Annotated in this window: 13 protein-coding genes; 6 read left to right on the top strand and 7 right to left on the bottom strand. The window is 50.2% G+C overall.

Annotated features, from left to right (window positions below; genetic code table 11):
- Positions 1-273 precede the first annotated feature (273 nt).
- The 4 genes from H6624_01515 to H6624_01500 form a co-directional block, all read right to left on the bottom strand.
- On the bottom strand, positions 274-975 hold the full coding sequence (locus H6624_01515) for a hypothetical protein (protein ID MCB9082986.1): 702 nt from the start codon (positions 973-975) through the stop codon (positions 274-276).
- Positions 962-2227: a hypothetical protein gene (locus H6624_01510; GenBank protein ID MCB9082985.1), complete on the bottom strand. Its 1266-nt coding sequence runs from the start codon at positions 2225-2227 to the stop codon at positions 962-964. Before H6624_01510 ends, H6624_01515 begins: the two co-directional genes overlap by 14 nt.
- Positions 2224-4266, bottom strand: coding sequence for a pentapeptide repeat-containing protein (locus H6624_01505; protein MCB9082984.1), 2043 nt, complete (start codon positions 4264-4266; stop codon positions 2224-2226). The genes H6624_01510 and H6624_01505 overlap by 4 nt, the downstream gene beginning before the upstream one ends.
- Before the next feature lie 88 nt (positions 4267-4354).
- Entirely contained in the window at positions 4355-4693 is a 339-nt protein-coding gene (locus H6624_01500; GenBank protein ID MCB9082983.1) for a hypothetical protein, read from the bottom strand.
- A gap of 266 nt (positions 4694-4959) precedes the next feature.
- On the opposite strand from H6624_01500, the gene H6624_01495 reads away from it, so the two are divergent.
- Positions 4960-5808 (top strand): hypothetical protein, encoded by an 849-nt coding sequence (locus H6624_01495; GenBank protein MCB9082982.1) that lies wholly within the window; start codon positions 4960-4962, stop codon positions 5806-5808.
- An 18-nt stretch (positions 5809-5826) separates the two neighbouring features.
- Here the strand turns inward: H6624_01495 and H6624_01490 are convergent, their stop codons facing one another.
- On the bottom strand, positions 5827-6384 hold the full coding sequence (locus tag H6624_01490) for an alpha/beta hydrolase (GenBank protein ID MCB9082981.1): 558 nt from the start codon (positions 6382-6384) through the stop codon (positions 5827-5829).
- Between the two features lie 152 nt (positions 6385-6536).
- Here H6624_01490 and H6624_01485 point away from each other — a divergent pair, with 152 nt between their 5' ends.
- The 4 genes from H6624_01485 (at position 6537) to H6624_01470 (ending at position 13450) form a co-directional block, all read left to right on the top strand.
- Positions 6537-7040, top strand: coding sequence for a hypothetical protein (locus H6624_01485; GenBank protein ID MCB9082980.1), 504 nt, complete (start codon positions 6537-6539; stop codon positions 7038-7040).
- A 237-nt stretch (positions 7041-7277) separates the two neighbouring features.
- Positions 7278-8468, top strand: a complete 1191-nt coding sequence (locus H6624_01480) for a hypothetical protein (protein ID MCB9082979.1) — start codon at positions 7278-7280, stop codon at positions 8466-8468.
- A gap of 11 nt (positions 8469-8479) precedes the next feature.
- Entirely contained in the window at positions 8480-11023 is a 2544-nt protein-coding gene (locus tag H6624_01475; protein MCB9082978.1) for a hypothetical protein, read from the top strand.
- A gap of 306 nt (positions 11024-11329) precedes the next feature.
- Positions 11330-13450, top strand: a complete 2121-nt coding sequence (locus H6624_01470; protein ID MCB9082977.1) for a hypothetical protein — start codon at positions 11330-11332, stop codon at positions 13448-13450.
- A gap of 35 nt (positions 13451-13485) precedes the next feature.
- Here the strand turns inward: H6624_01470 and H6624_01465 are convergent, their stop codons facing one another.
- Positions 13486-13872 (bottom strand): hypothetical protein, encoded by a 387-nt coding sequence (locus H6624_01465; GenBank protein ID MCB9082976.1) that lies wholly within the window; start codon positions 13870-13872, stop codon positions 13486-13488.
- Positions 13873-14150: 278 nt separating this feature from the next.
- On the opposite strand from H6624_01465, the gene H6624_01460 reads away from it, so the two are divergent.
- Positions 14151-14540 carry a hypothetical protein gene (locus H6624_01460; GenBank protein ID MCB9082975.1) on the top strand — a complete coding sequence of 130 codons (390 nt, stop codon included), beginning with the start codon at positions 14151-14153 and terminating at the stop codon, positions 14538-14540.
- 88 nt (positions 14541-14628) lie between these two features.
- On the opposite strand, the gene H6624_01455 is transcribed toward H6624_01460, so the two are convergent.
- Complete coding sequence (locus H6624_01455; GenBank protein ID MCB9082974.1) at positions 14629-15300, bottom strand: hypothetical protein; 672 nt, start codon at positions 15298-15300, stop codon at positions 14629-14631.
- Positions 15301-15369 lie beyond the last annotated feature (69 nt).

The following is a 15369-nucleotide window of genomic DNA, read 5'->3' as shown; positions in this document are numbered from 1 at the left end:
TGCGCCTCGTATACCCACCACAGTCAGCAAGAAAGAGTGGGCGTCCCGTGGGTGATCGGGACGCCCAAAGAGCGGCTAGAAAAGTCAGATTCCTTTTTCAACGTCAGTTTCCCAGTCAAGATCCCGCCGGGCGTTCTCGGGTTTCTTAATCAGGGTCAGATTCAACACCAAACAACTACTTATCTACCTCTGATTAAAGGATCTCATAATGGCGCGACAGTCTCTGTCGCGCGTGAGCGTCCAAAAGATAGACACCCCTTCACCTGAGATCAATCACTTAGACACTTCTGGGAAGGTGTTTGGCACCTTAGGAGATCGCAGGCTCTGGGCAAGGGCCGCCTCAGCTGCTGAAAGCTCAGCAAGCTCGGCTCCTCCTGGAAGTTCGGCGTCGGCGAGGAGTTCAGGCTCGTCCCCTGCGAATTCGGCAAAGGCCCGCGAAAGCATTTGCCCATCAACAGGGCTCAGAGTCACCACCATAAGCCTCTGAGGGCGGGTGGGGGTCAGGAGCTCAATCCTCAGCTGATCGTCGATCACCCTGGCCTTCTCAAGGGACCCTTCTCCAACGACCGTTCCCCACATCACCTGCCCCGAAAGACGATGAAGATTGTAGACCCGGTTCTTGGAGGTCACCACGATCAAAAATGAACCATTCTCGATCACCTGGTCCAGTCGTCCTTGCTTGGGATCAGGAAGAACAAATTGCCAAATGAGCTCCCCCTCCTTGGATTTCATTTCAAGCCGGGAGGTATCCACCACCCATTTTGTCTCGGCTACCGGTGAGACATCGTCAGCATTCTTCACCAAGTTCCGACCAATCATGGCTTTGGACCAAGTTTGATTCTCACTCAAGCGAGGGTTGGACTTGTTCGCCTGTACCTGCAGTCCGGTCTGACTCATGACCACTAGAACGACAAGGGCGTAAAGACCAAATAGGATATGGTGCGCCTTAAGTGGAGAACTCTTAAATTTCATCATCAACCCCTTTGTTCACCCAGTCGTTGGGCAACAGAGCATTGTATTGAATCGAGTCCGAGCAAACGTCATCCAAATCGACAAGGGCGGTATAGGACTCTGAGTTGCTTCGTCGGGCAATCAAATTCAGGCTAACACCTTTGAACTCCGGATCACCATTGAACTCCCGACACCATTGCTTGGCCCGCGACAGATAAACATGTGGCTCGCAACCAATGCGAACACTCATTCCTAAGCTGTTTCTCCCTTCGGACAGGTCTAAGGTCTTTCCAGAAAAATGGGCCAAAATCATCGAGTGGCAACGGGAATTGCTATCGAACATATTAAGGGCCGCCATGCGGCCCTCACTCGTCAGAGCCGTATCTCCGGGCAAAACCTTAGGCCACAGCTGAAGAAAAACGTAAACGGCCAAATAAGAGTAGGAAATGAGCCTCGCCTGTTTTGGGAATAAGGGGCTCATTGTCGTCCCCCCTTGCCGGCGTCGCAGGAAGTCCAAAGGATAAATCATTAACAGGCAACTCATCACACAGGGATAAAAGAACCCCACAAAGAACCAGGAAAAAACATGAAACCAAATAAACTGAGCAAAGGTGCTCCAGAAGATCCACTTGTTGCGACTTAAGAGTCCAAACACGATCACCATTTCTAGAAGAACAGCATAGGCCGAAGAGACGGGCATCAATCCCCACTTCTCTATCCATACGGGGGGCCCAAACTTAATCCAGTGCTGGGGCATCGCCGCCGACGAAAACCACTCGGATTCAAACTTAATCAGGCCCGCCGATACATAAAAGCCAACAATGAGAAATTTCAGTGTTTGAACCTTGTTGGGCACCAGCAAATAGGCAAAGCCGGCCAAAAAAGCCATAAAGTGGTAGTTACCCATGAGCTTATAGGATTGCCAAAACAGAGTGAGCTTAATCAGATTGAGCGCCAAAAGAGAAACCCAGGCCGTCTTGAGGTGCTTCTTAAAACAAAATAGACCGGCCGAAACAAAAGCCAGACACAAGAAGCCATAGAGAAACACCTGAAGTTGCCCAGGGGTCCAAAACCGATAGGCCTGGCAGTTTTCAAAAAAGGGCCAGCAGAGGGGAAAGGGGGGATCCTGAACCAACAGTTTGATCATGCCCTTCTGCATCCACAGGATCCAGGTCCATACCATAGTCAATGCCAGAAAGGAGCCATACCATCTCAAACGGTCATCCCGCCCAATTTCTTCGATCTGCCCACTTAGATAGGCTTTCAACCAGTTCATTGTTGGTCTCCCTTCACCATGCCCAAGTTCAAAGATCTGGAAACGTGAAAGGGAAGCTTGGTTCTGTCATCAATTCGAGCTCCTTCAAAGCGAGGTGGCAAAAACTCGGCCTGGGACAGGTCAGCCCCACGCAAATCCGCACCAGAGAAGTCACAATGCCAACAGATGCTGCGGCCCAGGTCAGCGCCACGCAGGTTGGTCCCTGTGAAATCTAGGTGCTTGCCATTGGTTCCATGAAAGTCATAGTCAGATAGGTTCTTTCCCGAGAAATTGCGATTGCTTATGATGCGACCCCGAAATGTCTCTTGCGGGACACGGAAGTCCTCCTCCGTCAGCGTTTCCAGAATCTGTATCAAGCCCATTAGATTGTGCTGAACATTGTCCACACGAATGGTGTTGTCAGAGACCGATGTCTGAACAGATCCGAGAACGGCATCGGGATTCTTGACATAGTAGGCATCAATCGAGTCCTTGAACTGGAGCTGTTGAAGGCTGCGAATCCCACGAACCATTGCCGTACGATATCTCTTAGCCCTCAGACCATCTTTGACATCAACAGCCAATCTGTAAGCGTCTATCAATCCCTCCAGGTAAACTCCAGTGGATGAGGCGTGGGGAGGACCAAATGGTTTGGCTTCGCTAGAGAACCGGCCCTTTTCGTCGGCCAAAACACCGTGACCATCCCACTCCTGCATGGTCTCTACCAGCCAATCGTTCATTCTGAAGATAGCCGTTTTCAGTTTCACATCTTGGCTTATCTTCCATACCCGGTAGTAGGCCTGCGTGTGCCAAGGCACAAAGGCTGGATTTGGCTTAATCTGATGGTAGTGACCATAATAGTAATCCACGCTCTTATTGAACTGAGTCAGTAGCTTCTCGTCGCCCTTTTCCGCCAAAAGATAGGACCAGAGGAGCAATGTTTCTCCAGGATAAAAGTTCTGATTATCGTTTTTCTTGGATCTATAATGGGTTCGGAAGGAACCATTCGTCTGCCACATTTTTTGGGTGGCACGGATCAAACCTCGATACTGTTTATCAAAGTCCTGACGGAATTTGGATTCATGAATCGCCAATGCCGCTAAAGCAATGGCGCCAAGCTTTCGTTTATTCCTGAATTCAATAACTCCCAGTCCATCCATCTCTCGGTAAAAGCTCTTTATGTTGTATTCCAGATTCAGTTTGATCTTTTTTTGCAGCTCTTCGTTTTCCGGGTGGGCATTGCCCCAGCGGACGAGACTGACTGTAGCCATAAACTGGCGAATCATATTATTGCCCTTGGCCTCTTGGCTCTCGCTCGGCTGCCATTTATAGAGCATTCTGCCATCGGCTTGAACCGACCGGAACATCCAGTCCGCAAGCAACTGAGCCGTCTTCTGAGTCGAAGCTTTTGATACGCTCTCTGCGGAAACGACTCGTTTCCCTCGTAGGAGAGGATTTACTTCCCAGATCCTGCCGTCTTTGTTTGTAATCACGAATTCATCAAAGGCCCACTTCTCACCAATGAAATCCAGGGGCTCCGTGGGATTCATATTTTTCAAGGTGAATTGGTCAACGATCATATCGAGTTCAAGATTCTGGGCTGTGACTTCATGGGGACACAGCCACCGGGACTCACTCCTTTGCCCAAGCCGAGCACCGAGCAAACCCTTTCGGGATCTTTCCTGGCCGCGAAGGTTTTCGAGATCCACATTCATATTACGAGGTAGGCAGAGAATAACGACTCCCTCTCCCGACCCCTCCTTTTTCAGATTCTCAATTGCGGATTCAATCAGAGCAGAAATCTGTCCCCTGTTGTCAGCCTGGGCAGCATAGGTGATTTCGCCCTTTTTCCAGACTCTGATGGCGGCACCTTGGTCCGAAGGTTTCTTCCCCTTGGCCGCAACCAACTGCTCGACCTTATTAGCAAGTGAGTGAGACAACCCACCTGATGTTTTGCTGATGTCCTGACTGGAGTACTCACAGCCGCTGAGGCCCATGGCCACAAAGATAATGGCAAATGAGAAGAGCAGAAACGATAGCCATTTTTGATCGAAAGTCATGATTCCCCCTCATCGAGTCCCCAGCAACAAGTCAAAAAAAGAGGGGTGCCCCGATTGGGCAGGGCACCCTCAATATGATTAGGAAATATTAGGGCCCACCTGCGCCATCACCGTCACCATCGCCGTCACCATCGCCGTCACCGTCTCCGCCCGGAGGTGGTGGTGGTGGGACATAAGGCTTAATACAGTTGTGATATGAGTCCCGGCGTGTTTCAGACAATGCCTGATAGTTGAGTGCCGAGTTAAAATAGCTCTGATTATTGGTGGCCAAATAGAGCCCCAAATAACGGCCGTAAAGGCCATGATAATAATCCGCCAATGACCGCGTGGACTCGCAAGACGAATTTGCCGCCTGCGCCGTCACTGAAGTCATCAGAAGACCGATCACGACCATCAGTCCGCTGATTGATTTGCCGATATACCGCATCGTTTTTCCCCCCTTTATTAGGATTGGTTATTGGTTGGTTTGGTTTAAAACAAAAAAATTGCCATCCGTGTGTTGAAGTTCTCACCCCCCCGCGACAGTCTTTGTCGTGTCTCCCTGACCATAAGTTGGGCAGTCCAATGTGATTTCTGTAACTTAATTGACCGACTTTAGTTTGAGTTGAGCTGGCTGGTGTTAAAAATGTGCAGGGCAGGTGTTAAACTTGTCTCATGCCGAAACAACCGGGGGATCTCAGTAAAGCAGGTCGAATGTTGCTGGTATGGGAAGCTGTGAAGTCCCAAGGGCGAGCCACACCCGAGGAAATATTTAAATCAGTCGCCCGACAAATGGATATCCCCTTCGACGACAAGAACTTTCGCCGCAATATCTATCGAGACCTTAGGACCTTTTCAGACTCTGGTCGCCTGGGCGTCGAATACTTTACTCCCGATGGAGCCCCTATTCCCCCCGATGAAGAATCCAGTTACGCCAATGTTCGGGTTGAATACTTTATCCAGGAGGCCCAGGAGAGCGTCCCTGGCCATGGCATCCTTGAAGAGAGAGGAGGATGTTTTGTCCCTTCGGGACAGAGGAAGATCAAGTGGAAGATCCAGCTCTTCGACCAAGCCGAACTTGAGGGACAGGTAAATTTTGTCTTTGAAGCAAGAGATCACCTGTTTTTGACTTTGCAGGTACCGGTTGACGAACTACCGGTCAAGATATTGGTTGCACGGGATCCCGGAAGTGAAAACAAACGGCCTCCACAAGAAGTACTAAACGAAACACTTGGTCTACGCTACGGCGTCCTGTATCTCAACCACAGGACCCTTAGTCGGCCAGAAGGGACCGCCAAGGTGGGGCATGCCTTGATTGAAATTACAAAGACGGGAAATTCAGCTCGTATCACGGACCTGGGTTCAAAATCCGGGACCTATTGGGCACCGTCCACAGCGGAGTTTCTTCATGAACTGAAGGGACATGGAGCTCAGGACGCAACCCTCAACCCTAATTCCAGCCTCATGGGCCAAAACATTGCCTGGATCAAACTCAAAGCGGGCGAAACTCAATCTCTGCCCGTCTTTATTCTAATGGGTGGATTCCCCATGTTGGTGGGTTAACAAAATATTGACGAGCTCTCAATTGGGAAGGGACTTTGTTGAACGCCGGACCTCGGCCTTCACTCCTGGTAAATCGCCGACGATTCCAATTCGGGCAGAGTCCACATAAACCAACTCCTCCATCCAACCTAAAGATTCGGCGATCGCTCGACTGGTTTCCACAGCAGACTCACGACTGACCTCAGACAAATCCAACGCCAAAACCACATAGCCCTTTCGACGCATCTTCTCGCAGAAGACTTTGGTCTGGGTTGTCACCTGCCCCGATTGGCCCGGTAATACTAGCACTGCGGCTAATCTGTCGCCCTTCGGCTTGTAAAGGTGGCCCGTCATATTATCTCCCTCAAACTTCCAATGGAATTTCTTGTCCACTAGTTCAGTCGCCTCAACCCGTTCGTTGCGCACCTGAAACGCCTGCCTTGCGACAATCTGATTGAGAGTTGGAGCCAGCCTGGACGAGGTTTCGCTTTGCTCGGCGGAGGCCGTCACGGCAATAAGAAGGAGACTATATATAAGGATGATGACCCCAATTGAGTAAAAACCGGCTTCTAGGTGGCTTCTTACCAAGTTCTTCATTTCTTAACCCCCTGCTCATCTGTGACGCTAAAGAAAACCGCGAACTCCAGAAAAGTTGTGAACCATCTCATTTTGAGACACTTTATGGATTCTCTTACTTGTGTCCGCTATCTGACAGAGATAGGATAGGGACAATAAATCGAGCGGCATCCATGGATACTGACAGAACTTTGCGGGAGGCTGGCAGCATGGGGGAGAAACGTAAACTCACTTCTGGGGAAAGCCGTCGTCTACGAAACCTTCCCCTTGATTTACCTTTTCAGATTAAATACAGCCTTTATTATCTCCTCACCCTAACTGTGATCATGGGAGCCCTCTTTGCTCTGATCCTCAATAGAGTAGAGAATTGCCGGGATATGATTCTTCAAAGTCTAGGCCGAGACGACCAACGCATCTTGGCCCTGTTTGAATATGCGACCTACGAGATTTCACTTATTGTTTTAGGCGTCTTTATCACCTTTGCGGCTATTGCTTTTTTGTTTTCCATGGCGGCATTTCATCGCATCGCTGGCCCCATGAATATCATTGTTGGTTTTATCCATGACCTAAAAGATGGCCGGATGGAGGATGTCGGGCGTCAACTTCGCAAGAACGACGAGCTCAAACCCATTATGGAAAAACTGAACGAATTGGCCCAACAACTGCCAAAAACCTGACAGTCATGAACATTCTTCTCAAGACCTTGGAAGCATCTGTAGGAACTTCCCTCCAGGTGATCAAATTTCACAATCGTGCCACTCTACTCTCCTATAGGCTTTCCTCCCGCGCACAGATCTTGCTCACCTAGATGGACAATCAAATATCTGCCAAAAAACGGACGACGGGGGTGTTTTCTGGTGACGGGCATTTACGGGTTTTTGCCCTTCAGATTCATAACAGCTTGCTTGTGGGGAATGATCCTCGGATCTGTCGCCCAAGGCATGGAATATGTGGACTCTCTTCCCAAGGGGGTTCGATCTATCCAATTGCGCTATGGTAACTTCGATGGCCTTAACGGTCATTTCACAGATTCTGGTGATCTCAGATCTCTTACGGACATCTATTCAATAGAACTCAACTCTCGAACTTTGACTCAAATGGAACCTCAGGCAAGGCAACTGGTGAACCTTCTCAATCAGTATGGCTCATACCAACTAGGGGATCAGCTACATTTGGGACGTATTAATGTCTCGGTGAACCCGGATGTCACTTACGCCCTACCCGTGATTCTTACCGGTATTACGGACAAATGGACGGTGGGACTGGCTATTCCTATCATGACCTATTCAAACCAAATTGAAGTTTCCCACACAGCTGGAAACCTCAATCAGATTCGCGACCATGTTAATGGTGCTCTGCCTGAGGTCGATGCCACCCTCGCTCTACTGAATACTGACTACAAGCAGGTTTTTCTCCAGACTTTGGCAGACAAAGGTTATAAGCCCTTAGTCACTAAGAACGACCAGTTTGTCGGTGACATCCAGATAATCAATATTTACCGGCTGATTGAGAAGCCAAGCTTGCAGCAGACTTTGCGATTTTACCTCTCATTGCCAACAGGGCCCGTCCCCGATGCTGATGATCTCACGGCCATTGAAAGCCTCCATCAACCTGCATTGAAAACTTCCTGGATCACTGAAAAACCAATGGCTGGCGGTTTTCGCCTGCTTGGAGCGGCCTCCTATCAATTGAATTTTCAAAGAAACCGGGAGCGACGAGTCCCCATGAACGCTGAGGATCTTCTACCTGATGCCAGCCAAAAATATCAGATCAGTGAAGATCCGGGAGATATCCTCAGTGGCACAGCAGGGTTCATTAAGGATTTTGGCGATTACTGGTCAGTGGCCATGGGTTACCAATATGAGCACAAATTCAAAGATCAGGTTGCCGGAGCTCCCGCGGGGAGAGACCAATTTTTGGAGAAGGGTTCGGATCGGGATGCCCACCTCGCCCGGATTGAAACCACATTTAGCACCATCAAGTCCTACCAGGCAGGCCGATCGGCCATCCCCTGGTCGATTTACTACGAGTGGGTCAGTGTCTTTGATGGTCGCAATATTGAAGCTTCTGTTCTTCATGAACTTGGATTGAGTCTGTTTTTTTAGGGGGATGAGGAATGTTGGTAAAGATTCAATTTGGATTGGCCGCCCTAATTGCAGGGGGGACTTTGTGTAGCTGCGCACGGCCAACCTCTACTCGTCCTTTTGCTCCACCTGACGTGAAGATAGATCACCCGGTTGTTCATCCACCAGTGGATAGCCAACGGCCGATACGCATCCACCTTCCTTCAGGAGATTATAGCTCCGGGAACCTGTTTTCCCTAGTTCCTTTGGCCGTGGGACAAAGCCTGACGGAGCCAGGAAGCCTGCGAAAGTACTTTGAGGCTTTCTATTGGGGAGAAAACACCTTTTCGTCCACCAAATTTAGTGAATCCCCATTTGGTGAGTTTCTCATCGAACACAGCATCACCCCCTTCGTCATGAACACATACAACCTGGACGAACAAAAGAACACCCAACTTCTCAATGTACGCCTTCTGCTGCAGAGGAGATCCTGGTACCTTAAACAGTCATCCATTCACATGAGAACCGGCAATCTAGTTTACCTGGCTCAACGCTACATCGACCAGACCTTGTCAGATTTTGCTATAGGCAAATTGGAACCCAAAATCCGCGAGGGGGTGATCGCTGGTATCAAGTCATTTCAGGAGAAGACTCTGCATCCGGTTACTGCCACCCTCAGGTCCTTTGATTTGACCCCTCGCCTTGACGAGGCGCTCAAAATTCTCAGTCAGTTGACTCAAGAAATGAATATCACTTTAGAACCTGAGACCCAGGAGCAGTTTAAGGCGGCGGAGACGATTGCCCGTCGCATTTCGCGAACCAAAGATGAGAAATCGGCATTGGCTCTTTTGGTTGAAGTTTGGGATCAAATGCCAGCCAAAGACCGTGGTCCGGTCTTCCAAAGGGCTTCCCGTGACCTCTACAAGTTTATGAAGGATTCCTCCCAAGCCGATCGTAACTGCCTTAAGGGGATTGAATGCACTGGAATTGGCACCCAGATTGCCAAACACCTATTTATCCTGCCGGCGATCAAAGACTATGGCATCGATCGGATGAGAGACCAGATTGAGGCCGAAGTTTTAAAAACCATGAAGATTGGGGTGCAGAGAATGATTCGCGATTCTTTGATCGAGCTTCCTTGGCTTCTCCTGGCGGAAATCAAAGGCCAGATTGATCAGGAATTCGATCGCATCGAAGGCTACACGGAGGACTACCCCTCTTTTGTTCGCAATGAGCTCAACGCCTGGTATCGCAGTCAGTTTGGAACCAGCTTTATCCCAGCCATTGAGTCAGAGAGCTTTGGCCTTGAAAACAGAAGGCTTGGCCCACACATTTCTGGTAGCAAAGATCAACGAGGGCGATTGACAGTGAGCGCCCACGCCTTTGGCCAGATTCTTCAGTCGACAGCTCACTGGCCCGAGGACATGGGGTTTATTCGTTCCTCACAAGACAACAAGAATCTTATACTGCTTGGCTTGGTTCGAGCCAATCAAATCCTTGGTTTCGAAGGAATGTTACACACTCAAGACAACCAGGAAGTCCCAAGCGAGGAGCAGTTGGAAAATTGGCATTTGGTTGAGTCCAGCCAACCCGTGGAGCGGCTCCTGCCTTTGAGCTTCTTCCCCCTACGGGCTTCGCTCATTGCGGGCTTTGGTCTTTCCCGCCGCAGCCACCTGCCCTCTCTGGATATTTCTGGACAGGCCAGCCTGTTGCGAGGATTTGTTTCTCTGGCCCGAGTATTTAACGATTGGCAGCCCACCACTCTCGGCCATGTTATGTCCTCTATTCGCGTCAAAGACATGATCACCAATCTTCCCAGCGATGCGCTGGACGTACCGGCTTTTTCACAGGATGTGATGCTGGCAAAAGCACTTAACAATGCGGGCCTCATATTGAAGACGCTTAAATCCAAAGGGACACCCCTGGTACAGATCTGTGAGGACAACAATCCCAGATGGTTCGACCAGGAAGAGGAGTGTCAGTGGCCCACCACTCTCGCTGGCCTGGTCGACATTAAGGATGGCATAAGATCCATGGAGATAAAGACCAAATCCACTTCTGCCTTTTTAATCGCCCTGATTGAGTTTATCCGCTTTTGCGAAGAAGAGCTTCCCAAAACAAAATCCAAATATCTCCTTGAGTCCATGATTCCCAATCGCCCTCCGGCAATGGAGGAGATTCAACAGGTTCTCCCTGAACTGAGGAACCTGGCCGTCGGACTCACCCACATGCTGACCCAACGGCTGCAAGGACCCAATGGCCGATTTCGCTCTTTAGTTCGTCTAGATCGCGAGACCAATGTGGATAGTGGGACTGACTTTGAAACCCAGATTTTAGGACTTCAAGCGGTGTCCATGTCGGCCCATTTGTTCCAAGTTGGGGTGTACAAATCCTCGGCACGGGCAGCCTATTCCTATCTCAACCAAAACCTGTGGAACTCCTCTACTGGATTTTATCAAGGACAGGGTCCACGCCCCAGCCTGGCCGAAGCAATGTTAGCCCGGGAGGCCCTTGGCCAATTTCTACCACTTCTCGATGAGACCGACGGGCGGGAACAGCTTCAGTTGTATTTGAAGGGACTTTTCGTTTCAAATTGAGACACTTACCCTCCCCTCTGCAGTCAGAATACTGACCCCTGTGTAGAAATCCGAATGCGCTTCAAGTCATTGGTCAATTGAGAAGACTCTGACTGAAGACCGAACTTTCCTCCCACTAATTTGCCAAGTGAAAGTCGATTTGCGGGCACCTTGTTTGCAATTTCCTATCAATGGTTGAGGTTGGGTAAATTCCAAGGAACTGATCGGGTTTACCTCATATAAATAGATGACGGTGTGGTCAGGACGGCCCACCCCACGTTGTCTCTCTTGCAGCACGTGTGATGTCCATTAGGAAGGATGGTCCCAATGAATCGGTTGGTCTGGTTTCTTCTTCGTTTTCCAGTTCAAATCACCCTGGCGATGGTCATCGTGGCCTGTAGCGGTGAGTTTAACCCAAAGACCCTGGAAGAAATGGGTCTGAGTAGTGAGGAGGGAGAATTCCTCACCTTTGCAGGAAACTCGGTTCAGGTTGTGGGCATTGGCCCCGAAGACGGCTTTTTTAGTCTGAAGGAATTCAAGGGCAAGTTGGTGGCCGGAGGCTTCGGCTACCAGGGTAAAAACAAGATCATGACTTTCCCGCCCTGGCGGGAACAATCACCGGGAATTCGCGTGCGCGAGTCGGTCTGCGCTCTAGAAGAGTTTAATGGTTATCTGTATGCCAATACTGAGAGCGACGGGCAGATCTATCGCTCCTCAGATGGAGCCCAATGGTCCAAGGTGTTTGATGGACCGAATCCAGTAGGCTGTGGGTTGGCTGTACTCAACGGCTATATCTATGCCCTCAACTCCCATTACGAAAGGCCTTCTGGTCAAATCTACCGATCAAAAGATGGCTTGAATTGGGAGAAAGTCTACGACGGTGGCAATAGAACTCTCTACATTCGTGAGATCAAGACATACAAAAATAAACTCTATGCCTTTGGTGTCTATCGAGACACAAACGATGGCGGGATGTTTACTTCAACAGATGGCAAAAACTGGAGTTGGAAGTCCTACAAAACGCGCTTCTTCCGCAGCCATGTTTACAACGGATATCTCTGGCTGGCCAGCTCTGCCGACTACAGCGCTGGTAATGAATCGGCAATCTGGAAATTCGATGGCACCAGCGTGACTAAGGTGTACGCCACTCACAATATGAGTCACATCTCGAACATCATTGACTTCAACAGCAATCTAGTTGCACTGACTACCAAGGAGTGGAAGGGACGTGGCGGTGGTGCATCGTTGATCATGTCTTGTGACGACGGAAAGTCCTGGCACACCATTTATCAATTTCGTGAAACCGAAGCCTGGGCTCTTGAAGTCTTCAATGGTGACCTCTTTGCCGGCACCAAGCAACACGGTGGCGGTGGCAAGGTCTATAAGTTCTCAGGTATCAGTTGCGTCGGCAACCCGCCAGGTGCCGGCACAGGTAACTGTTACCGCATTCCTGAAACCTCCAATCGCCAAGAAGACGGCAGTGGATTTTTGTGGAAGCCCATTAGCGAAGGCGATCAAAAGTTGGTCGTCTTGTTCCCTAAGTCAAGTCAGGCAAACGGGGCGGTAGTTTCACACGGCAATGCCTTCTCTGAAAACGGCCGTTTCGTGGGTCGCACCAATGGCGATCGGCCGACCATTCGTTTCAGCAAACCAGGCGCTCAATACCCTGATGGCTCCTCGGTTTGTGAAGTTCTCCCCGGTGGCGGTGGAGGCGGTGGAGGTGGTGGCGGTGGCCAACCACCCGGCGGGATTTCCTGTCAAAATTGGGATTTTGATAACAACAGGACTTGTCCGGCAGGCACCTACAATTGTGACTGCGCTAACCACTGCGGATCGACCAAGGCCTGCGATGGTGGAGGTGGTGGTGGCACCACTCCTCCTCCTGGGGGCGGTGGTGGCTCTTGCCAAAACTGGGACTTCTCGGCCAACAAGGCCTGCTCTCCCGGAACCTACAACTGTGATTGCTCTGGACACTGTGGATCGACCGTCGCCTGCGGCGGTGGAGGAGGCGGAGGAGGAACCACTCCTCCCCCAAGTGGTGGTGGTGGCTCTTGCCAAAACTGGGACTTCTCGGCCAACAAGGCCTGCTCTCCCGGAACCTACAACTGTGATTGTTCCGGACACTGCGGATCCACCGTTGCTTGCAGCGGTGGTGGCGGTGGAGGCACGGCTCCCCCCCCACCCAGTGGAAACTGCCGTACGATCACCAATACCGGCTCACGAGTTGAAGGCGCCGGCGGATTTTTGTGGAAGCCCATTAGTGAAGGAGACAGAAAGTTAGCTGTGCTCTTCCCGAGTTCCAGCCGCACAACTCGCGCCACCCTCACTCACTCCAGTGGTTTGAATGAATCGGGTCGCTACGTAGGGCGCACCAATGGAGATCGCCCCACCTTCCGCTTCAGTCGGCCAGGGGGACAGTATCCAGGTGGTACAAAAGTTTGTGAATGATCTTGATCGGGAGTGGGTCCGTCCATGGGACGGGCTCACTTCTGCTTAAGACAACTCTCCAACCGATCCAACAGTTGCTGTCCTTCGGTCTTCAGCTGCTGAACCTGCAGCAGTGAACCATCAAGTCCGGCCTGGGCCGAGAGAGCTGACTGCTGCAAAAAACCACCGATACCGAGTGCTCCCTGTAAGTCTTTCTGCTCGCCCAAGCGTTTGCCCCATATCGCCAGTGTCTGCTGATGACCTTGGTAAAGCTGAACAAAGGCATCACCCAACTGATCTTGCATTTGCTGATGCTGCCTGAGTAATTCCATTTCAGATTGGCACTTGAATGACTCACCTGCAGTCGCTTGTAGAGGTGAGCCGGCGAAAACCAACACAAGAGCTTGAACAATAAGTGTAATGGCAAATGACTTTGTTTTCATGAGCCCTGAATACCACATTAATGATGCTTTGTGTTATATTAATTTTAACTATCTGTTTTTACGGGTATTTTTATGCTTCCGCATTCCCATGGTGACACTTCTAAACAGAGTGTTCAAGCCACCCCTACTTTTGATCAATCACTGAGTTGTAATAATTCGGAGTCAGAATTTCTCACCACTAAAATAGCCGGTTCGAAAATATCCCAACACACTTCTGTCTTTGCCAAATTCCAAAAGCCGGAACATAAAAAGTCAAAATTCAAACTGAGGGGTATCAAATGAAACGACTATCGATCGCATTGTTCGTGGCGACTTTCGGCTTAAGCGCATTTGCCGTGGACTACATCCCGTCAAAAACAGGTGATTACTGTAAGGACCAAATTGTGGACTACATGCAGACTAAGTTTGGAGCTGATGTTCAGCTGTCCGAATGGGGTCGCATGAAGCATGCAGCTCAAGGCGACTTCACCTATTGGGTGACTTCCAACAAGTGCACTGCCAGTTTTTACTTTCGGGTTCCCGTCAATGAACTCGCCTGTGAGCTGGCCCATTACTGGTATGTTCCCAAGTATGTCCACTCGGTCTACACCGAGGGCGACTGCCTGAGCCTACTTCCCGAAGAAGTCTACATTCGCGATGAAGATCTTACGGAAAAGCATCGTCCTTGATCCCGGGTGATTCCATTCTGGAATTAAAAAAGGCGACCAACAGGTCGCCTTTTTTGTGCAATATACCTAACTCCGGTCGACGCCTTACCTAGGCGTCCCAACCCGACAGCTTGGCATAGACTAGCATTCCCTTGGTAAAATAAAGGTAATAGGTCACGCCAAAACCACCGCCTGGATAAAGCTCCACTTCGTCTCCAAAGCTGACTCCCATGACCAGTTTACCCTTGAGAGTGTCGATCAGGTGCTGAACTGATTTCGGGTTGTCCACCCACTCGGTGCCCACCATCAAGCCATCAAATTGGCTAAAGCTCGACTCATTGGCAATGAAGGCCTTGTGGCGAATACCCCTAAGATGATGAAACGGAATGCCGAGCGCCTTGGCCACCTTTTTGATGGCGTCCAAATCCAAGTTAGTATTATAGGTGTCTTGCTTAAAGATGTAGAGCTTGGTCATGCGCTGATCATAGTCGCTCTCGTTTTCCAGCTCCGCATCCTTCATGGTGATGATTTCGGAAAGTACGTCACCGGGCAAGGAAACCAACTTCACACAAAAGGTGCCAAAGGTTTCCACAGGCCCAAGACGATCGGTCAGACTTTTATCGCCAAAACCCTTTGGGCAACCCTCGCTATTGATGGTCAACTGGGGAACACCCCCACTAGCCAGATCCCGGACCTTTCGATTGTCTTCAAAATAGGCTTGAGCTGACAGAGACGAGACGACGACCGCGGCAACGAGTGCCCGCGCAGTAATACGCAACATGATTCCCCCCTTTAATTCGAAATCACTATTTATCCCACCTGAGGGCTAACCCCCTTCCCTCACCGGGTC

It is taken from the genome of Pseudobdellovibrionaceae bacterium (assembly GCA_020635075.1).
In the GTDB taxonomy this organism is placed as follows: domain Bacteria; phylum Bdellovibrionota; class Bdellovibrionia; order Bdellovibrionales; family UBA1609; genus JADZEO01.
Note: the sequence above shows the minus strand (reverse complement) of the source record. Positions and strands in the feature narration are given on the sequence as shown.